The 24628-nt window shown below is 46.4% G+C and carries 22 protein-coding genes; 12 read left to right on the forward strand and 10 right to left on the reverse strand.

Going from position 1 to position 24628, the window contains the following annotated elements; all coding sequences use genetic code 11:
* Positions 1-58 precede the first annotated feature (58 nt).
* The 3 genes from dnaN to gyrB are packed head-to-tail and all read left to right on the forward strand — an operon-like array spanning position 59 to position 4679.
* A complete protein-coding gene (dnaN, locus tag D8S93_RS20345) occupies positions 59-1159 on the forward strand; it encodes a DNA polymerase III subunit beta (protein WP_005394106.1) in 1101 nt (366 codons plus the stop codon).
* A gap of 9 nt (positions 1160-1168) precedes the next feature.
* The gene (gene recF / locus D8S93_RS20350; RefSeq protein WP_005394107.1) at positions 1169-2248 is read left to right on the forward strand and encodes a DNA replication/repair protein RecF; all 1080 of its coding nucleotides are present in this window, start codon (positions 1169-1171) and stop codon (positions 2246-2248) included.
* 13 nt (positions 2249-2261) lie between these two features.
* On the forward strand, positions 2262-4679 hold the full coding sequence (gene gyrB, locus D8S93_RS20355) for a DNA topoisomerase (ATP-hydrolyzing) subunit B (RefSeq protein WP_005394109.1): 2418 nt from the start codon (positions 2262-2264) through the stop codon (positions 4677-4679).
* 12 nt (positions 4680-4691) lie between these two features.
* Here gyrB and D8S93_RS24885 read toward each other — a convergent pair whose 3' ends face one another.
* Positions 4692-4970 (reverse strand): hypothetical protein, encoded by a 279-nt coding sequence (locus D8S93_RS24885; protein ID WP_193621655.1) that lies wholly within the window; start codon positions 4968-4970, stop codon positions 4692-4694.
* A 57-nt stretch (positions 4971-5027) separates the two neighbouring features.
* Here D8S93_RS24885 and D8S93_RS20360 point away from each other — a divergent pair, with 57 nt between their 5' ends.
* The gene (locus tag D8S93_RS20360; protein ID WP_017635594.1) at positions 5028-5444 is read left to right on the forward strand and encodes a GreA/GreB family elongation factor; all 417 of its coding nucleotides are present in this window, start codon (positions 5028-5030) and stop codon (positions 5442-5444) included.
* Between the two features lie 532 nt (positions 5445-5976).
* Positions 5977-6414, forward strand: coding sequence for an Hsp20 family protein (locus tag D8S93_RS20370; RefSeq protein ID WP_005458680.1), 438 nt, complete (start codon positions 5977-5979; stop codon positions 6412-6414).
* Positions 6415-6498: 84 nt separating this feature from the next.
* Here D8S93_RS20370 and D8S93_RS20375 read toward each other — a convergent pair whose 3' ends face one another.
* The 5 genes from D8S93_RS20375 to D8S93_RS24890 form a co-directional block, all read right to left on the reverse strand.
* The gene (locus D8S93_RS20375) at positions 6499-7752 is read right to left on the reverse strand and encodes a valine--pyruvate transaminase (RefSeq protein ID WP_046874585.1); all 1254 of its coding nucleotides are present in this window, start codon (positions 7750-7752) and stop codon (positions 6499-6501) included.
* 221 nt (positions 7753-7973) lie between these two features.
* On the reverse strand, positions 7974-10058 hold the full coding sequence (locus tag D8S93_RS20380) for an alpha-amylase (protein ID WP_152815139.1): 2085 nt from the start codon (positions 10056-10058) through the stop codon (positions 7974-7976).
* A gap of 217 nt (positions 10059-10275) precedes the next feature.
* The gene (glyS, locus tag D8S93_RS20385) at positions 10276-12342 is read right to left on the reverse strand and encodes a glycine--tRNA ligase subunit beta (RefSeq protein WP_104969978.1); all 2067 of its coding nucleotides are present in this window, start codon (positions 12340-12342) and stop codon (positions 10276-10278) included.
* A 12-nt stretch (positions 12343-12354) separates the two neighbouring features.
* A complete protein-coding gene (glyQ, locus tag D8S93_RS20390; protein ID WP_048625586.1) occupies positions 12355-13272 on the reverse strand; it encodes a glycine--tRNA ligase subunit alpha in 918 nt (305 codons plus the stop codon).
* 178 nt (positions 13273-13450) lie between these two features.
* On the reverse strand, positions 13451-13594 hold the full coding sequence (locus D8S93_RS24890) for a hypothetical protein (RefSeq protein WP_012841258.1): 144 nt from the start codon (positions 13592-13594) through the stop codon (positions 13451-13453).
* A gap of 162 nt (positions 13595-13756) precedes the next feature.
* Between D8S93_RS24890 and D8S93_RS20395 the strand changes: the two genes are divergently transcribed.
* Together D8S93_RS20395 and D8S93_RS20400 are read left to right on the forward strand one after the other, a co-directional pair.
* Positions 13757-14311, forward strand: coding sequence for a TMEM165/GDT1 family protein (locus D8S93_RS20395; protein WP_319803054.1), 555 nt, complete (start codon positions 13757-13759; stop codon positions 14309-14311).
* 206 nt (positions 14312-14517) lie between these two features.
* Positions 14518-14778, forward strand: coding sequence for a hypothetical protein (locus D8S93_RS20400; RefSeq protein WP_031780377.1), 261 nt, complete (start codon positions 14518-14520; stop codon positions 14776-14778).
* A 42-nt stretch (positions 14779-14820) separates the two neighbouring features.
* Here the strand turns inward: D8S93_RS20400 and tusA are convergent, their stop codons facing one another.
* Complete coding sequence (gene tusA / locus D8S93_RS20405) at positions 14821-15069, reverse strand: sulfurtransferase TusA (RefSeq protein WP_005394130.1); 249 nt, start codon at positions 15067-15069, stop codon at positions 14821-14823.
* 133 nt (positions 15070-15202) lie between these two features.
* Here tusA and D8S93_RS20410 point away from each other — a divergent pair, with 133 nt between their 5' ends.
* Together D8S93_RS20410 and D8S93_RS20415 are read left to right on the forward strand one after the other, a co-directional pair.
* Positions 15203-15385: a hypothetical protein gene (locus D8S93_RS20410; RefSeq protein WP_152815145.1), complete on the forward strand. Its 183-nt coding sequence runs from the start codon at positions 15203-15205 to the stop codon at positions 15383-15385.
* A gap of 166 nt (positions 15386-15551) precedes the next feature.
* A complete protein-coding gene (locus tag D8S93_RS20415) occupies positions 15552-16496 on the forward strand; it encodes a LysR family transcriptional regulator (protein WP_005378881.1) in 945 nt (314 codons plus the stop codon).
* Positions 16497-16547: 51 nt separating this feature from the next.
* Here D8S93_RS20415 and D8S93_RS20420 read toward each other — a convergent pair whose 3' ends face one another.
* From D8S93_RS20420 to fadB, 3 genes are all read right to left on the reverse strand, one after another.
* On the reverse strand, positions 16548-17528 hold the full coding sequence (locus D8S93_RS20420; protein ID WP_085344399.1) for an MDR family oxidoreductase: 981 nt from the start codon (positions 17526-17528) through the stop codon (positions 16548-16550).
* Positions 17529-17827: 299 nt separating this feature from the next.
* Positions 17828-19003, reverse strand: a complete 1176-nt coding sequence (gene fadA / locus D8S93_RS20425; RefSeq protein ID WP_152815148.1) for an acetyl-CoA C-acyltransferase FadA — start codon at positions 19001-19003, stop codon at positions 17828-17830.
* A gap of 14 nt (positions 19004-19017) precedes the next feature.
* The gene (fadB, locus tag D8S93_RS20430; RefSeq protein ID WP_152815151.1) at positions 19018-21189 is read right to left on the reverse strand and encodes a fatty acid oxidation complex subunit alpha FadB; all 2172 of its coding nucleotides are present in this window, start codon (positions 21187-21189) and stop codon (positions 19018-19020) included.
* A gap of 261 nt (positions 21190-21450) precedes the next feature.
* Between fadB and D8S93_RS20435 the strand changes: the two genes are divergently transcribed.
* From D8S93_RS20435 to hemG, 3 genes are read left to right on the forward strand one after another with little or no spacing between them, the layout of a single operon-like run.
* Positions 21451-22074: a YigZ family protein gene (locus D8S93_RS20435; protein ID WP_152815154.1), complete on the forward strand. Its 624-nt coding sequence runs from the start codon at positions 21451-21453 to the stop codon at positions 22072-22074.
* Positions 22075-22120: 46 nt separating this feature from the next.
* Positions 22121-23578 (forward strand): TrkH family potassium uptake protein, encoded by a 1458-nt coding sequence (locus D8S93_RS20440; protein WP_006743175.1) that lies wholly within the window; start codon positions 22121-22123, stop codon positions 23576-23578.
* Between the two features lie 9 nt (positions 23579-23587).
* On the forward strand, positions 23588-24115 hold the full coding sequence (gene hemG / locus D8S93_RS20445) for a menaquinone-dependent protoporphyrinogen IX dehydrogenase (RefSeq protein ID WP_005378894.1): 528 nt from the start codon (positions 23588-23590) through the stop codon (positions 24113-24115).
* Positions 24116-24628: the final 513 nt, after the last annotated feature.

The following is a 24628-nucleotide window of genomic DNA, read 5'->3' on the forward strand; positions in this document are numbered from 1 at the left end:
TAGAATAACGGTATTCTAAGCAAATCATTTATTGAGCTGACAGCGTAAAGAGCCAAGCATGAAATTTACCATTGAACGTAGTCATTTAATCAAACCGCTACAGCAGGTTTCGGGCGCTTTAGGTGGCCGACCAACTCTGCCAATCCTGGGTAACCTACTTCTTAAAGTAGAAGAGAACGTGTTGTCGATGACGGCAACCGATCTTGAAGTAGAGTTAGTAAGCAAAGTGACGCTAGAAGGTGATTTTGAAGCGGGCAGCATTACCGTTCCTTCGCGTAAGTTTCTCGATATCTGCCGTGGTTTACCGGACGATGCGATCATCACATTTGTTTTAGAAGGTGATCGCGTACAAGTTCGCTCTGGTCGCAGCCGTTTCTCATTGGCAACGCTTCCTGCGAACGATTTCCCCAATATTGAAGACTGGCAAAGTGAAGTGGAAGTATCACTGAGCCAAGCCGATCTACGTACGCTGATCGACAAAACTCAGTTCTCGATGGCGAATCAAGACGTTCGTTACTACCTCAACGGTATGTTGTTTGAAATTGACGGTACCACGCTACGCAGCGTGGCGACGGACGGCCACCGTATGGCGGTATCGCAAACTCAGCTAGGTGCGGATTTTGCGCAGAAGCAAATCATCGTGCCACGCAAAGGTGTGCAAGAATTAGTGAAGTTGATGGATGCACCAGAGCAGCCCGTAGTACTTCAGATCGGTAGCTCCAATGTTCGTGCTGAGGTGAATAACTTTACTTTTACCTCTAAGTTGGTTGATGGTCGTTTCCCTGACTACCGCCGCGTATTGCCTCAGAGCACCAATAAGACCCTAATAGCAAGTTGTGACGAGTTGCGCCAAGCCTTTTCTCGTGCTGCGATTCTTTCCAACGAAAAATTCCGTGGCGTGCGTGTGAATCTGGCTGATACTGAAATGCGCATAACCGCGAATAACCCAGAACAAGAAGAAGCGGAAGAGATGCTTGATGTGACCTTTGAAGGTGACGCCATCGAAATCGGCTTTAACGTAAGCTATGTGCTTGATGTTCTGAACACGTTGCGTTGTGAAAATGTACGTGTGTCGATGTCGGATGCTAACGCTAGCGCATTGATTGAAAATGCCGACGATGACAGTGCCATGTACGTGGTGATGCCAATTCGTCTATAAGCCAACTGAATGCCTCTTTCTCGTCTCATCATTCAGCAGTTTCGAAACATTAAAGCCTGTGATATTGAGTTATCAGCAGGCTTTAACTTTCTTATCGGGCCGAACGGCAGCGGTAAAACCAGTGTCTTAGAAGCGGTTTACCTGCTCGGGCATGGCCGCTCATTCAAGAGCTCTCTCACCGGACGAGTGATACAAAATGAGTGTGACGAACTGTTTGTTCATGGTCGTTTTTTGAACTCGGATCAATTTGAGCTACCTATCGGCATTAATAAGCAGCGTGATGGCTCAACAGAGGTTAAAATAGGCGGTCAATCTGGACAAAAATTAGCGCAGTTGGCACAAGTTCTGCCTCTGCAGTTGATACACCCAGAAGGGTTTGATTTACTGACAGATGGCCCTAAACATCGTCGTGCGTTTATTGATTGGGGCGTGTTTCATACCGAGCCCGCTTTTTATCAAGCATGGGGAAGGTTCAAGCGCCTTAACAAGCAGCGCAACGCGTTGTTGAAAACCGCCAATAGTTATCGTGAACTCAGTTATTGGGATCAGGAAATGGCAGGGTTGGCTGAAAACATCAGCCAATGGCGAGCAAGTTACATCGAGCAGATGAAAACCGTCGCAGAAACTATCTGTCAGACATTTTTGCCAGAATTTGAGATCCAATTGAAGTATTATCGTGGCTGGGATAAAGACACCCCATACCACGAGATACTAGAAAAGAATTTTGAGCGTGATCAGGCATTGGGATACACCTTTAGTGGCCCAAACAAAGCTGATTTGCGCATTAAAGTGAACGGAACGCCCGTTGAAGATGTTCTGTCACGCGGTCAATTAAAACTCATGGTGTGTGCATTGCGTGTCGCGCAAGGGCAACACCTGACAGAGATGACCGGTAAACAATGCATTTACCTAATTGATGACTTCGCGTCGGAATTAGATAGCCAACGTCGCAAGCGTCTTGCTGACTGCTTAAAAGAGACGGGCGCACAAGTATTTGTAAGCTCTATCACTGAAAGCCAAATCGCCGATATGTTGGACGATAACGGTAAATTGTTTCATGTGGAACATGGCAGGATAGAGTCAAACTAGAAGAGAGAAACTCATGTCTGAAAATTACGATTCATCGAGTATTAAGGTACTGAAGGGTCTGGATGCGGTACGTAAGCGTCCAGGAATGTACATCGGCGATACGGACGACGGCACCGGCCTTCACCACATGGTTTTCGAGGTGGTGGATAACTCAATTGATGAAGCGTTGGCAGGTCACTGTAAAGACATCGTTGTGACAATTCATGAGGATAACTCGGTTTCCGTTAGCGATGATGGTCGTGGCATTCCAACAGAAATCCACTCAGAGGAAAATGTCTCTGCAGCAGAAGTAATCATGACGGTACTTCACGCGGGTGGTAAGTTCGACGATAACTCATACAAAGTATCGGGTGGTCTTCACGGGGTAGGTGTTTCAGTGGTAAACGCGCTATCTGAGAAAGTTGAGCTGACGATTCATCGTGGTGGCCATATCCATACGCAAACCTACCGCCATGGTGAGCCTCAAGCGCCACTAGCCGTTGTGGGTGATACGGATAAAACCGGTACGCAAATTCGTTTCTGGCCAAGTGCCGAGACCTTCTCTAACACTGAGTTCCACTATGACATTCTGGCGAAACGCCTGCGTGAACTGTCATTCCTGAACTCTGGTGTATCGATCAAATTGGTTGATGAGCGTGAAGCGGACAAACATGATCACTTCATGTATGAAGGTGGTATTCAAGCGTTCGTTGATCACCTAAACACCAACAAAACGCCAATCATCGAAAAAATCTTCCACTTTAACTCAGAGCGTGAAGATGGCATTTCAGTTGAAGTGGCGATGCAATGGAACGATGGTTTCCAAGAGAATATCTTCTGTTTTACCAACAATATCCCACAGCGTGATGGTGGTACTCACCTTGCTGGTTTCCGTGCTGCGTTAACACGTACATTGAACAGCTTTATGGATAAAGAAGGTTTCTCTAAGAAAGCAAAAACAGCGACTTCAGGCGACGATGCGCGTGAAGGTCTAACTGCGGTTGTTTCGGTGAAAGTGCCTGATCCTAAGTTCTCAAGCCAAACCAAAGACAAACTGGTTTCTTCTGAAGTGAAATCAGCGGTTGAATCAGCAATGGGTGAAAAACTGTCTGAGTTCCTGATTGAGAACCCGACAGAAGCGAAGATGGTTTGTTCGAAAATCATCGATGCAGCACGTGCACGTGAAGCAGCGCGTAAAGCTCGTGAAATGACGCGCCGTAAAGGTGCACTAGACTTAGCTGGCCTTCCAGGTAAACTTGCAGACTGTCAGGAAAAAGATCCGGCACTCTCTGAACTATACATAGTGGAGGGTGATTCGGCAGGCGGCTCCGCAAAACAAGGCCGTAACCGTAAGAACCAAGCAATCCTACCGCTAAAAGGTAAGATTCTTAACGTAGAAAAAGCACGTTTCGACAAGATGCTGTCTTCGCAAGAAGTAGCAACGCTGATCACTGCACTTGGTTGTGGTATCGGTCGTGACGAGTACAATCCGGACAAGCTGCGTTACCACAACATCATCATCATGACCGATGCCGATGTCGATGGTTCGCACATCCGTACGCTACTATTGACCTTCTTCTACCGTCAAATGCCAGAGCTTATCGAGCGTGGTTACGTGTACATCGCTCAGCCACCACTTTACAAAGTAAAAAAAGGCAAACAAGAGCAGTACATCAAAGACGAAGAAGCGATGAACCAATACCAAGTATCATTGGCTCTGGATAATGCATCGCTACACGTAAACGCAGAAGCACCAGCATTGGCAGGTGAAGCACTAGAGAAGCTTGTTCAACAGTACAATGCGGGTATTAAACTGGCGGAACGTATGAGCCGTCGTTACCCAAGTGCTTTGGTAAACGAGTTGATTTACACTCCTCGTCTAACGCCTGAGCAATGCCATGACGCATCAGTTGTTGAAGCGTGGACGAAGCAGCTTATTGAGCAGTTGAATGCGAAAGAAGTGGGTGCGAGCCAATACAGCTACGAAGTTGAACAGCACGAAGAACTAGGCTTAAACTTGCCTAAGATCGTGGTTCGTACTCACGGTGTGACGCACGAACATGCAATTAGCATCGATTTCCTAAACTCGAAAGAGTACGGCAAATTGGCTGATCTATCAGAAGCACTGGATGGGCTTCTGGAAGAAGGCGCGTACATCAAACGTGGTGAGCGTACGATGCCAGTAGCAAGCTTTGCAGAAGCGCTTGATTGGTTGGTTAAAGAGTCAATGCGTGGTCTGAGCCGTCAGCGTTACAAAGGTCTAGGTGAGATGAACCCAGATCAGCTGTGGGAAACGACTATGGACCCAGAAACGCGTCGCATGATGCAAGTAACGATTGAGGATGCGGTAGGCGCAGACCAATTGTTCACAACACTGATGGGTGACCAAGTAGAACCTCGTCGTAACTTCATCGAAGAAAACGCGCTGAAAGTAGCGAACTTAGACGTGTAACGACAACTTGTCTTAATAGAAAAAAGCAGCGAGAAATCGCTGCTTTTTTTTTTGTTTTAACCACCAATGAAAATCGCCACTTTCTGCCAAGACTTTGGTTTTTCTGGTGCTAATTGCCAATAACCTGATCAAGCTTGCCATTTTATTTCTGTTTTCTTTTTTTCTCGCCATTTTGTTCGCTTGGGCGCTTTTGCTTTCTTTTTTCTGCTCGCTATAGTGCTGAAGAGCTGATGAATAAGGAGGTTGAGAAAATGGTGATGACTTTCCTGAACTAAGCCGGAGGTGATGCACTTCCGGTTCAATGCACTGAATTTATTTGTAAGACAAGGCATTAAGAAGGAAATAATCATGTTTGAACGCTGGTTCTCGGCGTACTGTTTGGCGCTGCGAACTTGGTGGTTAACCAGTCGCTTTTTAACCTATCAATCACCACTAAGGTTGTTATCGCTATTTGAAATCTGCGAGCAACAGGCCCATTGCCGTAACCGAGCTCGTATTGCGGTTGGGGACACGGTTCGCTTAGTGGATGTTGAACGCGCCTATCAATATCGCATGACGTTAGTCAGCTCGCGCAAGGGGCAACCGATGACAGGTATGCTCGCGGTCGATTCTTATTTGGGGTCTCGATTGTTAGGTCGAGCTAAAAATGATGCGCTCGAAGTGGAAATTTTTAATCAGCGACGCTGCTTTGTGATTACTGAAATTGTTCATCAATCACAGCCACCAGCTCAGAAAATGCTGTGTGGCTGTCTGTTGTGCCAATAAATAGAGGTGAAGTCATGAGTAAGAAAGACAAGAAACAACCACAGTTGAGTCTGAAAGAAAAGCGTAAGTTAAAACAGGAAAAGGCGGCAGAAAAGGGCGTTGTAAAAGCGCGTAAATCCTCCCGCAAGTAGAGTGCAGATTGAGCCCACCAGAAAGGTGGGCTTTTTAATACCGATCGCAAAGCGAGGGTAAACTGACCTTTCTGGGGAGATAGCGAGCGCACTTAAAATTTTTTATTTTTTCCCTTGAAAGTCATTTTTGACGACCTTATATCTAGTTGTGAAGAGGATGACTGGCTTGCTAGAGACTAGAAGACAGCCCTCTGGAATCGCTAAAACGAGATCGCTCAAAAGAGGATATGGCGTTTTAGCACACAACTTAAACCTTTAGATTTCCTATCATGTCTCCGAGCCAAATGATGGCCTGCGGAATGATAAGAATCTCTTAGCTCGGCGTTGGTTTTTGCATAAACACGCCTGTGAGATGAACGTCATCTGAGCTAAGACTATTGCTTAATTAAGAGGATAGATTTATGCGTAACGTAGATTTCTCACCACTATACCGTAATGCAATTGGCTTTGATCGTCTGCTAAACCTGATGGAAGCGAATACAGCGAAAAATACTTCTGGCGGTTACCCTCCGTACAACATTGAGCAAAAAGACGAGCATAACTACCGTATTACTATGGCAGTTGCTGGCTTCTCTGAAGACCAACTCGATCTGACTCAAAACGAAAACATGTTGATTGTGAAGGGCGAACGCAAAGCAGAAGAAGGCAAAAACTATGTGTACCAAGGCATTGCTGAGCGCGATTTTGAACGTAAGTTCCAACTAGCGGACTATGTAAAAGTGACTGGCGCTTCAATGGAAAATGGCCTACTACACATTGACTTGGTTCGTGAAATTCCAGAAGCAATGCAACCACGTAAAATTGCTATCGGTGGCAACAACCTGCTAGAAAGCAACTAATCGGCAAGTTATTTGCCCTATAGAGTGAGAAAGAGCGCCAGTTGGCGCTCTTTTTAATTTGTGTCTTTGATGCGGGAGTTTGCTTTACTGACCTTGTTGGTAAGCCTTTTCGACTTCTTCCGCGATAATCGCGATACCTTTCTGCATCATCTCATCGTCTTGAACGTAGTTCATGCGTAAGCACTGATGAGCGTGGTCCCATTCGTCTTTCTGGCCAATAAAGAAGTATTCACCCGGGACTATCAATACACCACGCGCTTTCAAGCGTTGGTACAGTTCCATTGTTGTTATTGGCAGCTCATCAAACCATAACCACAAGAAGATCGCCCCTTCAGGTTTGTGAATACGGAAGCGCTCATCGGTAATCGCTTCTTGCAGCAGTTCAACCGCACGTTGCGACTTCTGCTTGTAAAACGGCTTAATCACCTCTGAACTCAGTTTAAGCAGGTCGCCTTTAGCGATGATGTGGTTTGCCAGCGCTGGACCCACACTGCCTGGTGCTAGGCTGATGATGCCGTTCATATTGGTTAACGCTTGAGTGATTTCTTCACTCGCAATCACAATCCCGCAACGCACGCCAGGCAAGCCAAGTTTGGATAGGCTCATGCACAAGATGGTGTTTTCATTCCAGAACGGTTCGACATCTTCAAAGATGATGTTCGGGAACGGCAAGCCGTAGGCGTTATCGATGATCAGTGGGATGTTGTTTTCACGTGCGAGTTTGTCCAGTTTACGCACTTCTTCGTCTGTCAGTACGTTACCCGTTGGGTTGGTTGGGCGAGATGCGCAGATTGCCGCAACAGAATCGTCGACGGTTAGCTGTTCAAAATCGACGTGGTATTTAAACAATCCGTTATCTAACAGCTCGATTTCTGGGTGGTAAGAGACAAAAATATCTTCATCAATGCCAGCATCACCATAGCCGATGTACTCAGGCGCGATAGGCAGTAGCACCTTCTTATGCGAACCGTCAGGCTGTTTACCTGCGAGTAAGTTGAACAAGTAGAAGAAGCCACTTTGGCTGCCGTTAGTTAGGCTGATGTTCTTCTCTGAAATCTCCCAACCGTAAGTTTCACGGAATAACTGAGCCAGCGCTTTCACGAACGCGTCTTTACCCTGTGGCCCATCGTAGTTGGCGAGTGCGGCGACGAGTTCGCCACTGGCGAGCATTTCCTCACTGGCTTGGTGAAAGTAATCGAGCATGGCAGGAATGGCGGCTGGGTTACCTCCACCGAGCATGATGGCACCTGGTGTGCGTAGACCATCATTCAAATCGTCCATTAACTGCGTGATACCTGAATACTGATTAAATTTTTCACCAAACTTTGAGAACTGCATGCTGACTGATACCTAATTCATTGTGATTGCTTATGTGTATTGAATGCTGATGAAACATCAGCTTATAGAGTAATACTTGACCTTACCCTAATGTTATTACGACGCAAAGTGTGAATTTACTCGAAGAAGAAAAAAGTTTGTCATCAGACCAGATGATGGGGATATGAGCAGTGAATAAAAAAGGGAAGCGAAATGCTTCCCTTGCTGGTGGAGTGAATCGGCTATTCGCCAGTGTAGACGATCAGCACTTTGTCGTCGTGGTATTGGCGTTCGAATGCGTAATAACCTTCTTGGTTGCGAGTAATGTGCTTACCTTGCGCAACCGCTGGGTGGCGTTTACGGAATTCCCCCAACTTTTGCCAATGTTGCACTAGATCTTCACGCTCGCCATGAATCTTATCCCATGGCATATCAGAGCGAGTACCTTGAGTAGGGTCGGAACCGGTAATACCAAAGTCACGAGCAATCTCATCGCCGTAGTAGATTTGCACTGCACCTGGCGCCAGCATCAACGCATTGGCAGCGCGTGCTTGGTCATCGAAGCTGCGGCTGCGTGCCGACCAAAACAGTTGAGTATCGTGCGAAGACAGGTAACTCAACACGTTGAACTCAGGATCGGAGTTAATACGTTCCGCGTAGCGGCGATAATCGCTATCGAGTTGAGCAAAGCATTTCAGCGCTTTTGGTGCTACATCAGATTGGAACTCGAAGTTGATGATGGAATCGAAGCCGTTATCGAAATACGGGCTTTTCACCACGCTGTGCGCCCATACTTCACCCGTCATCCAGAAAGGTAGGTCATCCAAGGCTTTGTCTGGGTTGTTTTGCTTCCACTGGGCAAGCGCTTGAGTGGTGCTGGCTTTCAGCTCTGCCCACGCTTCCATTTCAACGTGTTTGGCCGTGTCGACACGGAAGCCATCAATGCCATAGTCGCGCACCCAATCGGATAACCACTTAATCAGATGCTCACGCGGAGTTTGCAGCTCATCTTGCGCATTGGTGCCTTTATTGCGGAAGAAGTTTGGCAATCCGGTTTTCTGAGTCGATTCGGTTTTGAGATCCGGTAGGTAGTTCAAAGACATGGTGATGTCGTTGTAGCCCGGAGCATCGTAGTCGCCAATGTCGGTACGGATCCAATCTTTACCCCACCATTTATCCCACGCTTCGCTATCAGCGTATTTGATGTAATCGTTGAAGCTGTGCCAGCTTTGTCCTGATTTTGGCTGCCAGTCGGTCCATTTTTCACCAAGGACTTCTTTGGCTTCTTGGTCATCAAGGTAAAGTTGACCAAAGCCGAATTCCTGCATGTCTGCTAATGTTGCGTAGCCAGTGTGGTTCATGACCACATCCCAAATCACGCGGATGCCTTTCTTGTGCGCAGTATCGACGAAGGTTCTGAGTTCATCGTCGGTACCCATGTTGGCATCAAGCTTGGTCCAATCTTGATGGTAGTAGCCGTGGTAGCCGTAGTGTTTAAAGTCACCTTTGTCACCGCCGCCAACCCAGCCATGGATTTGTTCCAGTGGTGAGGTTATCCAGATAGCATTCACACCAAGCGATTCGATGTAATCGAGTTTTTTCGTCACACCCGCTAAGTCACCACCATGGAAGGTACCAATCTCGTATTTTCCGTCTTTGCTGCGACCGTAGCTGTTGTCGTTGTCTGGGTTGCCGTTATAGAAGCGGTCAGTCATGACGAAGTACACCGTCGCGTTATCCCAGGTGAAAGGTTTTTCTGCTTGTTGCTCAACCTCTTCTAGTAACAATAGACCTTGGCTCATAGGGCCCGGCTGCATGGTTACGCTGCCATTTGTAACTATAGTTTCTTGTCCGGTTAAGGCATCGCGAACGACAGTGCCATCATTAAAGGTTTGCTCAACGTTGATGGTTTTTGGCGCGTCAGTTGCGACAGGGCAAGAGTAGGTGATGTCTTGGTTCTGTTTGGGTTTGAGCCTAACAGTTAGCTCGTTAGTAGTTGGGTTGAGCGTAAACTGATAGGTGTTGGCTTTGAAGATGCGCAGCGGCATTTGGGCATCTGTGGCACAATTATCCATTTTTAATGGACGATTGAATTTGATGCGAGCTTCTTCTGCTAGAGCAAAGCTGCTGCCGCAGGTTTGGTTACTGTCGGCAATGGTAAAGGTATAGCTGCCTTTTTCGAGTTTTTGCTCGGCGACAAGTAAGCCGTTAGAGTTTTGTTCGAAGACGGCTGTATCGTCTCCAACGCTCAGTACGATAGCATTTTCTGGAATCTGGCTGCAGGCGCTCAATAGTCCAATAGAGAGTGCGAGAATTGTTTTTTTCATTGTGTCCTTCCCCCGAATAAACAGTCCAGTTATAGCAAAACTGAGCCTCTACAATCCGAGCTCTACACCAACAAGTTAAACGCGTCTCACCCTACAAATTTTAGTCTTGTTCACAAAATGAATAATAAGCGTCACCTTCATCGGTTTGAAGGCAACAAAAAAGGGAAGCAGATGCTTCCCTTTTACTTATTTCTTAATCACTTCGAAGAGTAATGAATTACTTTTGAAGGACAGAGATATCTGCGACCTGTAAGAACAGGTTGCGCAGGTTGTTCAGCAATGTCAGACGGTTCTTCTTAAGTGCTTCGTCGTCTGCCATTACCATTACGTTATCGAAGAACGCATCCACTGGCTCACGTAGATCTGCTAGCTTGCTTAGGGCTTCTTGGTAGTTACCTGTAGCAAATGCTGGCTCTAGCGCTTCCGTCATTACTTCAACGCTTTCTGCTAGTGCTTTCTCTGCGTCTTCTTGTAGAAGTGCTAGGTCGATGTCTGCTGCTAGTTCGCCGTCGAATTTCGCTAGGATGTTACCAACACGTTTGTTCGCTGCTGCTAGAGACTCTGCCGCTTCCAGTTCACGGAAGTGAGAAACCGCTTTAACTCGTTGGTCGAAGTCTGCTGGTTTAGTCGGGCGACGCGCTAGAACTGCTTGAATGATGTCTACGCTGAAGCCTTCGTCTTGGTACCAAGCGCGGAAACGACCAAGCATGAACTCGATAACGTCTTGTTCAACGTTGTCGTTGGTTAGGCGGTCGCCAAACAGTGACTTCGCTTTCGCTACTAGGTCAACAAGATCTAGGTTGTAGCCGTATTCAACGATGATACGTAGTACACCTAGAGATGCGCGGCGTAGTGCGAATGGGTCGCTGCCTTTAGGCGCTTGACCAATACCGAAGATACCTACAATAGTGTCTAGCTTGTCTGCCATTGCAACTGCTGTTGAAACGCCGTTTGATGGCAGTTCATCACCTGCGAAACGAGGCATGTATTGCTCGTTCAGTGCGACTGCAACTTCTTCTGCTTCACCGTCGTGGCGAGCGTAGTGCATACCCATAACACCTTGAGTATCCGTGAATTCGAATACCATTGAGGTCATTAGGTCACATTTTGCTAGTAGACCAGCACGCTTTGATTTCTCAACGTCAGCACCGATTTGCTCTGCAATGTAGCCAGCAAGTTCTGTGATGCGGTCTGTTTTGTCTTTGATCGTACCCAGTTGCTTTTGGAAGATCGCTTGCTCTAGTTCAGGCAGACGGTCGATAAGCGGACGCTTACGGTCTGTGTTGAAGAAGAACTCTGCGTCAGCAAGACGAGGACGAACCACTTTCTCGTTACCTTCGATTACGTAACGAGGTTCTTTTGATTCGATGTTCGATACGAAGATGAAGTTAGGTAGTAGCTTCTTGTTTTCGTCATAAACAGGGAAGTACTTCTGGTCACCTTTCATGGTGTAAACCAACGCTTCAGAAGGCACTTTTAGGAACTCTTCTTCGAACTTCGCGGTTAGTACCACTGGCCATTCAACCAGAGACGTGACTTCTTCTACTAGGTCATCTTCTAGGTCAGCGATACCGCCAACCGCTGCTGCCGCTTTTTGTGCGTCAGCTAGGATGATTGCTTTACGCGCTTCGTAATCTGCCATTACTTTACCGCGCTCTTCTAGGATCGCAGGGTATTGCTCAGCAGAATCGATAGTGAACTCTTGTTCACCCATGAAGCGGTGACCACGGATAGTGCGGTCAGAAGCGACACCAAGGATCTCGCCTTCGATTAGGTCGCTGCCCATCAGCATGGTTAGCGTCTTAACTGGACGGATGAACTGAGTTGTTTTGTTACCCCAGCGCATTGGTTTTGCGATAGGTAGGTTTGCTAGTGCTTTCGCTGCAAGTTCAACAACGATCTCAGACGTTGGCTGACCTTTCACTTCTTGTTTGAACAGTAGCCATTCGCCTTTATCTGTAACCATGCGCTCTGCTTGGTCAACAGAAATACCACAACCGCGTGCCCAGCCTTGAGCCGCTTTGGTTGGGTTGCCTTCCGCGTCAAACGCTGCAGAAACCGCAGGGCCACGTTTTTCAACGATTTTGTCTGATTGGCTTTCTGCTAGTGCCGCGACTTTAAGTGCAAGACGACGAGGAGCCGCAAACCATTTTACGCCTTCGTGAGCTAGCTCAGCGCCTTTTAGTTCTGCTTCGAAGTTTGCTGCGAATGCTTCAGCTAGCGTACGAAGTTGCGTTGGTGGTAGCTCTTCTGTACCTAGCTCGATTAGAAATTCTTTTGCCATGTTCTCTACCCCTTACGCTTGTTCTTTCTTACACATTGGGAAGCCAAGAGCTTCACGCGATGCGTAGTATGCTTCTGCTACTGACTTAGTCAGATCGCGAATGCGCAAGATGTATCGCTGACGTTCAGTTACTGAGATCGCTTTACGCGCGTCTAGTAGGTTGAATGCGTGACCTGCTTTTAGGATGCGCTCGTAAGCAGGTAATGGCAGTGGCTTTTCAAGCTCAAGCAACTCTTTACACTCTTTCTCACACTGTTCGAAGAAACCAAATAGGAATTCAACGTCTGCGTGCTCGAAGTTGTAAGTCGATTGCTCTACTTCGTTTTGGTGGAAGATATCACCGTAAGTCACTTTGCTGCCGTCTGGTGCGATGTTCCAAACTAGGTCGTAAACCGAGTCTACTTCTTGGATGTACATTGCTAGACGCTCGATACCGTAAGTGATTTCGCCAGTGACTGGTTTACACTCAAGGCCGCCAACTTGTTGGAAGTACGTAAACTGAGTTACTTCCATACCGTTTAGCCAAACTTCCCAGCCTAGACCCCATGCGCCTAGTGTTGGGTTTTCCCAGTTGTCTTCTACGAAACGGATGTCGTGTACAAGAGGGTCAATACCAAGAACTTCAAGGGAGCCAAGGTACAACTCTTGAATATTGTCAGGCGATGGTTTTAGCGCTACTTGGAATTGGTAGTAGTGCTGAAGACGGTTAGGGTTTTCACCGTAACGGCCATCAGTAGGACGACGTGAAGGTTGTACGTAAGCTGTCGACATTGGCTCTGGGCCAAGCGCTCGTAGACAGGTCATTGGGTGAGAGGTACCCGCACCCACTTCCATATCTAGCGGTTGAACAATGGTACAACCATTTTGAGCCCAATAATCCTGCAGCGCGAGGATCATTCCCTGGAAGGTTTTGATATCGTATTTTTGCATAAGTCAGGTTCGCGCGATTCTCTTGTTACTCGTTAATTCGTCATCTATGCCGAGTTTTTCAACTCTAACAACGGCGATAAAGAGTAATTACGGTTGAATAAATTAACAATCTAGTATAACCAGATATTGAGCATGGGAGTAGAGCTAATCTTGATTAATTCGTGGGCGATTTTCTCCTTTAATGAATTTTTACCGCGTTATCTGCTGTATTTTTCTTAAAAGGGAGTTTTTGCCTGCTTTGGCTCTTGAGAAGCGCAACAAAGGTGGCTAGAATTGCGCCTGTCTTTGGGGAGTAGCTTACCTGATGAAGTTTCTGTTTCATCTGGTTCGTCCGTCAACATAATTGGTGCAAAATCACCATGGCGTTCGAGACTTGAAGCCTTTCAAGTTTAGCAAGACCTTAGACAAATCATCACGAACCGGGGTAGGGGCGTGAGGTTTGTCTTTGGTTAAATATAATAATCCCTGCCCCAATGAGCATGTCGTGAGCGTTTTAGCTATTTCAATTACTACTGTAGCGTTAGCAGAAATTGGCGATAAGACCCAATTGCTATCTCTATTACTCGCAAGTCGTTACCGCAAACCAATCCCAATTATTGCAGCAATCTTTTTGGCAACCATTGCCAACCACGCTTTGGCTGCATGGTTAGGTGTGGTTGTCGCTGACTATTTATCACCTGAGATTTTAAAGTGGGTGCTGGTGGTCAGTTTTGTCGCGATGGCGACTTGGGTGTTGATTCCTGATAAGTTGGATGATGACGAACAGATTTCAAACCGAGGTCCTTTCATTGCCAGCTTTATTGCTTTCTTTGTGGCTGAGATTGGCGATAAAACTCAGATCGCCACTTCTATCCTAGGCGCGCAGTACGCGGATGCGCTGAGTTGGGTCATACTTGGCACGACCATTGGTATGTTGTTGGCTAACGTGCCTGTGGTGTTAATTGGTAAGCTTTCAGCAGACAAGATGCCCCTGGGGTTGATTCGTAAAGTCACCGCTATTTTGTTCGTGTTGTTGGCGATTGGTGCGGCCTTCTTTTAATGTTTTTAGGCGGATAACGCAGCCTGAAAATGGAAAATGTTATCCGCGAACAATCGTTAAAATGATGCAAATAATCAATAACTAGCGAATTAGTGGCATAGTTCAAACTCTGACTTAAAATCGCTCCGTAGCGTGACGGATGACATATTAGTGTCATACTTGTCATGGTAGTTTAATGGTGTGAATGATAGCGAGAGGGCAAGTTTATGCTTACACGTTACATGGGGATGACCCCAAAGAGTCAGAGTTATTTATTCACCTTTGGTTTGGCGCTGTGCTTGTTAGCGATGGTACTGACTGATATGTGGTTGCCGATTGTGGCAGGATCGTTCGTTCTTACTGGATTAACAGTAGAGGCGTGGATTCGCGTAGCCCACATCATTCCTATGCATGAAGAGATGCGGGCAATGAAAAAACAACTCAACAAGCTCCAATCAGAAGTTCGCACACTCGAATACGATGAATAAACAAACGGCAGCCAATCGGCTGCCGTTTTTAATTCGACCAGATTATTCCAATCCTTTCTTGATCAGGTACTGATACGGAACTTGCTCCGTTTGTGCTGCAATTAATTGGTGATCCATAAAACGGCAGAAACTCGGAATGTCTCGAGTCGTGGATGGGTCATCTGCTTTGACCAGCAAAATCTCACCATCTTGCATGTTGCGAATTGTCTTCCTGACCATCATCACTGGCTCTGGGCAGCGCAGTCCTTCCGCCTCTAATGTCTTTGTTGCCAGTTCAGGATTAAAGCTCATAGTGTGATTCTCGTAACTAACTTAGCGGTGAATTCTACGTTCGTTGAAAAAATATTCAATAACCACTTGGCAAACGGAATTTTTTGTTTTACCTTAAATTAACAATTTGGTAACAACTGGCAAGGGAGAGGCAATGTTAACAGCGTTAGACAGACTTACGATTTACTCCGTACTTTGTTTTATCTCGTTTTGTGCTTTGGTACTCAGAACGCCAGCTGACACCTCTTTGATGCCTCTTTTAGGCATGGTTGCCACTATTATTGGGATTTGGATCGAGATGCGCAAATGGTCAGGTGCATCTGAGCAAGAAAATTAGCGCTTTTTGCTTCGATCAGAATACTTTAATAACGCTCACCTATTTTTACCGACACTTCATTCCGACACTATCCCCATTTTTCTTGGGCTTCCCCGCTGAAAGGCGGGATTTTTTTTGCCTGAAGAGTACAATTTACCCAAACACATACAAAATAAGTGGCTAATTCGTGGAACTGGAAGACATCTATCGCCGAGATTTAAATTTACTGGTTGCGTTGCGAGTACTGATAGAAGAAAACAGTGTCAGTAAGGCGGCAACACGTCTAAATTTGAGTCAATCGGCAATGAGTCGTGTGCTTGGTCGTCTGCGCGACTTATTGGGAGACCCGCTGTTTACTCGTCAGGGGCAGCATTTGATCCCAACTCAGAAAGCGTTAGAGATCGATCGCTCATTAGGCGAGCCATTAGAGTCTTTACGTCAGTTGTTATCTCCGGTTGAGTTTGACCCATTGCAATGCGTACAGACTTTCAACATCGTGACCACCGACTATGCCATGCAAACCATTCTGCCGTTTGCTTTGCCGAGAATTTACCAAGAAGCGCCAAACGTGTCTTTTAACTTCTTACCACTGCAACACGACCGTTTATCAGATCAGCTCACTTATGAAGGTGCAGACTTAGCGATTTGTCGCCCGACAGGTCCGGTGGAGCCGCTACGCAGTGAAGTGTTGGGGCGAGTGGGGGTGCTGTGTATGCTTTCAAAACAGCATCCATTAGCGGATAAAGAAATGAGCTTGGATGATTATCTGAGTCATCCACATGCCATGATCGCCATCAGTGATGGTGTTAAGGCACTGATCGAACAAGCTTTGATGGAGAAACCTAAGCGTAAAATGGTTCTGCGGGCTTATCATTTAGAAGCCGCATTGGCGATCATGGATACCTTGCCAATTATCATCACAGTGCCAGCGGACTTGGCGTATCTGGTTGCCGAGCGTTATGACTTGGTGGTGAAACCATTACCATTCCAATTTACTCCATTTGAGTATTCGATGATTTGGCATGCGCGTTGCGAGCATTCACCTGCTCAAGAATGGTTAAGAACGATTGTGCGTGAAGAATGTAGCCGTCTAATAGCTAAGCGTATCGAAGATATGGGACTAAACTGCTAACAAAAAGAGCCAGCAATGCCGGCTCTTCGTTTGTTTACGCTGAGTCAGTGTTTATAGCTTGATAACCACACGACCTGTTACTTGACCGTTGGTGATGTCTTCTGCGTATTTTGGTGCTTCTGCTAGTTCTACTTCAGTACACGCTTGCTCGAAATAGCTGTCTGGTAGTAGTTCAACCAGTTTTTCCCATGCTGCGATGCGTTTCTCTGTTGGACACATTACTGAGTCCACACCTTGTAGACGAACGTTACGTAGGATGAACGGCATCACTGTAGTTGGTAGATCAAAACCACCTGCAAGACCACAAGCGGCGACTGCACTGTTGTAATCCATTTGCGCCAGTACTTTTGCTAGTACTTTGCTGCCGACGGTATCTACCGCACCTGCCCATACTTGCTTTTCAAGTGGACGTGCTGGTTCCTCAAATTCAGTACGGTCGATGATGCGGCTAGCACCTAGTTTTTCAAGTAGCGGGCCGTTTGTCTCTACACGTCCTGTCACTGCAGCAACTTTGTAGCCAAGCTGTGCTAGGAGCGTTACTGCAACCGAGCCTACGCCGCCACTTGCGCCCGTTACTAGGATTTCACCAGCTTCAGGTTTGATGCCTGCATCAAGCAGTGCTTGAACACATAACATACCAGTGAAGCCAGCAGTACCAACCATCATTGCTTTCTTGCTGTCTAGACCTTTTGGTAGTGGCACTAGCCAATCCGCTTTTAGACGAGCACGTTGAGCCATGCCACCCCAATGGTTTTCACCCACGCCCCAGCCAGTTAAGACCACTTTGTCACCTGCTTGGTAACGCGAATCTTCAGAACTTACAACCGTACCCGCTAGATCAATGCCAGGTACCATCGGGAAGTTACGGATGATTTTACCTTTACCTGTGATCGCCAAACCATCTTTGTAATTCAACGACGAGTAATCGACTTCAACCAGAACGTCACCTTCCGGCAGTTGTGTTTCATCGATTTGCTCGATACTAGCGATAGTGCGTTTGTCTTCTTGGTTTAGAACTAGAGCATTAAACATAAGGTTCTCCGAAATTGCGTTAGCGTGACTCAGTTGCCACATACAGCAAGATATTAACTGTCAGCAAGATATTAACTGTCTATAAGTCTATGTCTTCTCTATCTATGAATAAAATGAAAGTTACTCATTTCATGTATGCTTTGTATGCATGTTTACTGTGTTTGGCGTAAAACAAAGGGCGACATCTGATGTCGCCCTTAAGTGTAATACTAAATTATTTTAGTATTTATTCATTTCATGCTGGTTGTTGAGTAGATCACTACGACCATCGTCGTTTTGAGCCTACTTCACTCAAAGCGTTAAGGCCTCTCAAATACGGTCGCTATACCCTGACCCAAACCGATACACATGGTGGCTAGACCGTATTTCGCGTCTTTCGCTTCCATTAGGTTGATCAACGTTGTTGAGATGCGTGAACCAGAACAGCCTAGTGGATGACCCAATGCTATCGCACCACCGTTAAGGTTGACCTTCTCATCCATCACATCAAGCAGACCTAAGTCTTTAGCACACGGCAGAGACTGCGCTGCAAATGCTTCGTTTAGCTCAACCACATCCATGTCTTCAATTGAAAGACCGGCACGCTTGAGCGCTTTTTTCGTCGCCGGTACCGGACCGTAACCCATGATGGATGGATCGCAACCTGCGATCGCCATGCCCTTAATACGTGCGCGAATTTTCAAGCCAAGCTCATTGGCTTTCTCTTCGCTCATGATCAGCATCGCTGATGCACCATCGGACAGCGCTGATGATGTACCGGCTGTTACTGTGCCGTTTGCTGGGTCAAACACAGGACGAAGCTGAGACAGACCTTCAACTGTTGTCTCTGGACGAATCACTTCATCATAGTCGAGAGTAAACAGTGTACCGTCAGCCGCATGGCCTTCAATTGGTAGGATTTCGTTTTTAAAGCGACCCTCTACGGTTGCTGCGTGCGCACGAGCGTGAGAGCGCGCGGCAAACTCGTCTTGTTGCTCACGGCTAATGCCATGTAATTTACCAAGCATTTCAGCCGTTAAGCCCATCATGCCCGCAGCTTTTGCTAAGTTCTTTGACATACCTGGGTGAAAGTCTACCCCGTGGTTCATCGGTACGTGTCCCATGTGTTCAACACCACCAATTAGGCAGATTTCAGCATCGCCAGTCATGATGGCACGTGTACCGTCATGCAGCGCTTGCATGGATGAGCCACACAAACGGTTAACCGTCACAGCGCCAATTTCAATCGGCAGGCCCGCGAGTAGCGCGGCATTACGTGCAACGTTAAAGCCTTGCTCTAGTGTTTGCTGTACACAGCCCCAGTAGATGTCTTCAATCTCGCTTGGGTTCACTTGTGGGTTACGTGCAAGAATGCCTTTCATTAGACGCGCAGATAGATCTTCTGCTCGTGTATGACGGAAAGCACCACCTTTAGAGCGACCCATTGGAGTACGTAGACAATCGACTACGACAACATTTCTTGTTTGATTAGTCATTTTAGAATCCCTCCTTAGATAGAACCTTGCTGTTGTGCACCGTAAAAGCTTTCACCTTTCGCCGCCATATCAATCAACATTTGCGGTACTTGGTACATCGCACCTAGCTCGGCGTGTTGTTTTGCCATTTCAACGTATTCAGCAATACCCACGCTGTCTAGATAGCGGAATACGCCACCGCGGAATGGAGGGAAACCAAGACCATCAACCAATGCCATGTCTGCTTCCTGCGGAGTCGCGATGATGCCTTCTTGTAGACACAGTACCACTTCGTTGATCATCGGAATCATCATACGTTGAATGATGGTCTCATCGTCAAAGTCCTGCTTATCGGCACAAACGTCAGCGAGCACCGGCAAGATATCTTCTGAGAAGGTTTTCTTCGGCTTACCTTTTTTATCTATGGTGTAGCTGTAGAAGCCATTACCATTTTTCTGACCATATTTGTCTGCTTCGAATAGTGCATCAATCGCATCACGACCTTGTTTACCCATACGCTCAGGGAAACCGTCAGCCATCACAGCTTGTGCGTGGTGCGCGGTATCAATGCCGACTACGTCAAGCAAGTACGCCGGTCCCATCGGCCAGCCAAACTTACGCTCCATGACTTTGTCGATTTTCGTAAAGTCAGCACCATCACGAAGTAGCATGCTGAAGCCGCCAAAGTATGGGAACAATACGCGGTTAACGAAGAACCCTGGGCAGTCATTAACGACAATTGGTGATTTGCCCATTTTCGCAGCATACGCCACAACACGATTGATGGTTTCATCAGAGGTGTGCTCACCACGGATAATCTCAACAAGAGGCATACGATGCACTGGGTTGAAGAAGTGCATACCACAGAAGTTTTCTGGGCGTTTTAGTGATTTTGCCAATAGGTTGATTGGAATCGTCGAGGTGTTTGAGGTGATAACGGTGTCGTCACCGACATGGGATTCAACTTCACTCAAAACTGCTGCTTTTACTTTCGGATTTTCAACGACAGCTTCAACAATCACATCAGAGTTTTCAATACCTGCGTAATGTAGGCTCGGTGTGATTGACGCTAAAATACCCGCCATCTTAAAGCCATCAATGCGACCGCGAGATAAGCGTTTATTCAGCAGCTTAGATGCTTCAGTCATGCCTAGGTCGAGCGACGCTTGTGCGATGTCTTTCATTAAGACAGGCACACCTTTTAGCGCTGATTGGTAAGCAATGCCGCCACCCATGATACCTGCACCTAATACGGCTGCACGTTGCGTGTCTTTACTTGCTGACTTCGCTGCTTTTTTCGCAATGCCTTTGATGTATTGATCGTTAAGGAATAGGCCAACCAGTGATTTTGCTTCTTCCGATTTAGCTAATTTCACGAAGTGCTTACGTTCAATGTCTAACGCTTCATTACGTGCAAAGCGAGCACCTTCTTCAATCGTGATAACGGCTGTCATTGGGGCAGGGTAGTGAGGGCCAGCTTTCTGTGCCACTAGACCTTTCGCCATGGTGAAGCTCATCATCGATTCTAGCTTACTCAGCGTTAGAGGAGATGTTTTCTGTGCTCGGCGTGCTTGCCAGTCAAGTTTCTCATTAATTGCAGAGTTAAGAGTTTGTAGTGCCGATTCGTATAAAGCATCAGTCTCTACAACAGCATCGAGTAAGCCAATTTTCAATGCTTCATCAGCTCGGCATGCTTTACCTTGGGTGATTATTTCCATTGCGCTGTCTGCGCCAATAACGCGAGGTAAGCGTACACAACCACCAAAGCCTGGCATGATTCCCAGTTTCGTTTCTGGTAGGCCGATGCTGGTGGTTTTGTCACCAATACGCATGTCTGTTGCTAGTACACATTCACAACCGCCACCAAGAGCGTGGCCTTTGATCACTGAGATGGTCGGAACGGGTAAGTCTTCTAATTTGTTAAAGATGCTATTAGCAAATTGCAGCCATTGGTCGAGCTCGGCATCCGTTTTAGCAAACAGACCTAAAAACTCGGTAATGTCTGCGCCTACAATGAATGCGTCTTTATCTGAAGTGAGCAACAACCCCTTGAGGCCTTGATGGGCAATGAGCGCATCAAGAGCTTTATCTAGCGATTCCAATGTCGCTAGGTCGAGTTTGTTGACGGATTTTGGAGAGCAGAAGCTTAGCTCTGCAATACCATCTTGTATTTCCTTTACCTGTAGGGTTTCGGCTTGGTAAATCATTGTCTATCTCCATGACATACAATCGTGGATTGTCTGTATACCTATTTCAACGACGCCGTGTACCTCGGCAAATAGGTATCGAGGAAGTCGTTTTATTTTTGTTCTGGTTTGACCAGTAAAGTTAGTTTGGATCGTGGATTGTCTAATTTCAATACATTTTTAAAACAAGTGTTTAACATTGTGCGCTGTGGCAGATCTTATGCGACGGGTAAATCACACTCGTGATAGACTTCAGGCAAATAGACCTGAATCCATAATCCTATGAATGACAAGCCTTATCTGATTCCAGCAGAGCTCGCTCAATTTGAAGAAGAAATTAAAAAGAGCGTATTCATTACTTATTTGGCGCACACGCCAAGTATCGAAGCTGCAAAAGCATTTGTTGATCAAATCAAAGCTAAACACGCTGATGCTAGACATAACTGTTGGGGCTTTGTTGCTGGTCGCCCGGAAGATTCAATGAAATGGGGCTTTAGTGATGATGGGGAGCCGTCCGGAACTGCAGGCAAACCGATCCTGGCGCAGCTGTCTGGCTCTGGGGTGGGGGAAATCACGGCAGTGGTCACGCGATACTCTGGTGGAATCAAGTTAGGTACAGGCGGCTTGGTTAAAGCGTATGGGGGTGGGGTACAACAAGCGCTCAAGCTGCTTCAAACTATTGAGAAAAAAATAACCACAAAGCTCAGACTAACGTTAGACTATGGGTTTATGCCGATCGCACAGTCAATCATGCCGCAATTTGGTGCGGTAGAAGTCGAGGCTGAATACAGCGATCAGGTGGTATTAGTGGTGGAAGTTGAGCTTCGAGAAGTGAGCGCGTTTACCCAAGCAATCATCAATAAAAGCGGGGCAAAGGCAATTGTCATTCCGCTAGACGGACAATAATGAAAAACAGGAAGCAACAGGGACAGCTTCGCTAGTCAATTTATCCATGCAATTTCGTTCAATTATTCGAATCGTCGGGCTACTGCTCGCACTCTTTAGTGTCACTATGCTTGCGCCAGCACTCGTTGCGCTGATCTATCGAGATGGTGCAGGTGTGCCTTTTGTCACGACATTTTTTGTTCTGCTGTTTTGTGGGGCCGTTTGTTGGTACCCAAACCGCAGGTATAAGCACGAGCTTAAAGCTCGAGATGGCTTTCTTATTGTCGTTCTGTTCTGGACAGTACTTGGCAGCGCAGGCTCGATCCCCTTTCTAATAGCTGACAACCCAAACGTTTCAGTCACGGATGCGTTTTTTGAATCGTTTTCTGCTCTCACTACGACTGGGGCGACCGTTATTGTTGGTTTGGATGAGTTACCTAAAGCAATTCTATTCTATCGACAGTTATTGCAGTGGTTCGGCGGTATGGGAATCATCGTATTAGCAGTGGCGATTTTGCCAGTACTTGGCATTGGTGGTATGCAGCTTTACCGCGCCGAGATCCCTGGTCCAGTCAAGGACACTAAAGTGACGCCGCGCATAGCAGAAACCGCTAAAGCGCTTTGGTACATCTATTTGAGCCTGACTATCGCCTGTGCATCGGCTTTTTGGTTAGCTGGTATGACGCCATTTGACGCCATCAGTCACAGCTTTTCCACCATTGCCATTGGTGGCTTCTCTACCCACGATGCCAGCATCGGATACTTTGATAGTTACGCGATTAACCTGATTACGGTGGTTTTTCTGCTTATATCTGCATGTAACTACACGCTGCACTTTGCTGCATTTGCTTCAGGTGGCGTACATCCCAAGTATTACTGGAAAGATCCTGAGTTTCGCGCCTTCTTGTTTATTCAAGTGCTGCTATTTGTCATTTGCTTTCTATTATTACTGAAACATCACTCTTACACATCGACATACGATGCTTTCGATCAGGCACTGTTCCAAACCGTGTCAATTTCGACAACAGCGGGCTTTACAACGACAGGTTTTGCGGACTGGCCGCTCTTCTTACCTGTACTGCTATTGTTCTCCTCTTTTATCGGTGGTTGTGCTGGTTCAACAGGCGGCGGCATGAAAGTGATTCGTATCCTGCTTCTTACCTTACAAGGTGCGCGTGAACTAAAACGTTTGGTCCATCCTCGCGCAGTTTACACCATCAAAGTCGGTGGTAGTGCTCTGCCGCAACGTGTTGTCGATGCGGTTTGGGGTTTCTTCTCCGCGTACGCATTGGTATTTGTGGTTTGTATGTTGGGCTTGATTGCTACAGGGATGGACGAGCTCAGTGCATTCTCTGCGGTGGCTGCAACTCTGAACAACCTCGGTCCAGGCCTGGGGGAAGTGGCGCTTCACTTTGGTGATGTTAACGACAAAGCAAAATGGGTATTGATAGTTTCTATGCTGTTTGGTCGTTTGGAAATCTTTACCTTACTTATTCTACTTACGCCGACATTTTGGCGTAGCTAAGGGGAAATCGTGGCAAAAGCATTATTTCTATACTCTTCCCGCGAAGGGCAGACTAAAAAAATTCTCCACTATATAGATGAACAACTTCCAGACTTCGATTGTGAGCTGGTGGATTTACATAATGTCGAGACGATTGACTTCAGTCAATACGACAGAGTGTTGATAGGCGCCTCTATTCGTTATGGTCATCTTAATAAAAAGCTATACCAGTTTATTGAGCGAAATCTCAATCAATTGGAGCAAAATAAAGTGGCATTTTTCTGCGTAAACCTAACCGCTCGTAAAGAGGACCAAGGAAAGGATACACCTGAAGGTAGTGCTTACATTCGCAAGTTTCTAATTAAGTCTCCTTGGAAACCAACGCTAATCGGTGTTTTTGCTGGTGCACTTTATTACCCACGTTACAGCTGGTTCGACAGAACTATGATTAGGTTCATTATGTCGATGACAGGTGGCGAAACCGATACGACCAAAGAAGTGGAATACACCAATTGGGAAAAAGTGGCTCTTTTCGCAGATAAATTCAGAGAACTGTAGAAATAACGTGCTCTTTTGACTGCTTTTGATGCAAATTTATCCGAACGATAAAAAAATCAAGAAAAACGTGAAAAAGGGCTTGCCAATGTGATCGCAATCTCTATAATGCCACCTCGCTGACACGGCAACGCTTCGAAAGAAACGAAGTTGAGGTTAGCAAGCCAGATTAGCCAAGCGGAAACGCTTGAAGAAAGTTTGAAAAAAGTGATTGACACTAAACTTTAACTCGCTAAAATGGCCGTCCTGTTTTGAGCAAAGCTCAACAGGAAAAGCTCTTTAACAATATAGACCTATCAATCTGTGTGGGCACTCGTTGATGATAATCCAATTCGATACCTCGGTATCAAATTAGGTTTCAATGAAACGAAGTGACCATTGAATCAAAAGATTCAGCACAGTCAATTCAAACATTACTTTATGTAATGTTCAGTATTCATTGAGCCGAACAAAATCTTAAATTGAAGAGTTTGATCATGGCTCAGATTGAACGCTGGCGGCAGGCCTAACACATGC

The organism is Vibrio sp. VGrn 2, assembly GCF_009361695.1.
GTDB classification, from domain to species: domain Bacteria; phylum Pseudomonadota; class Gammaproteobacteria; order Enterobacterales; family Vibrionaceae; genus Vibrio; species Vibrio diabolicus.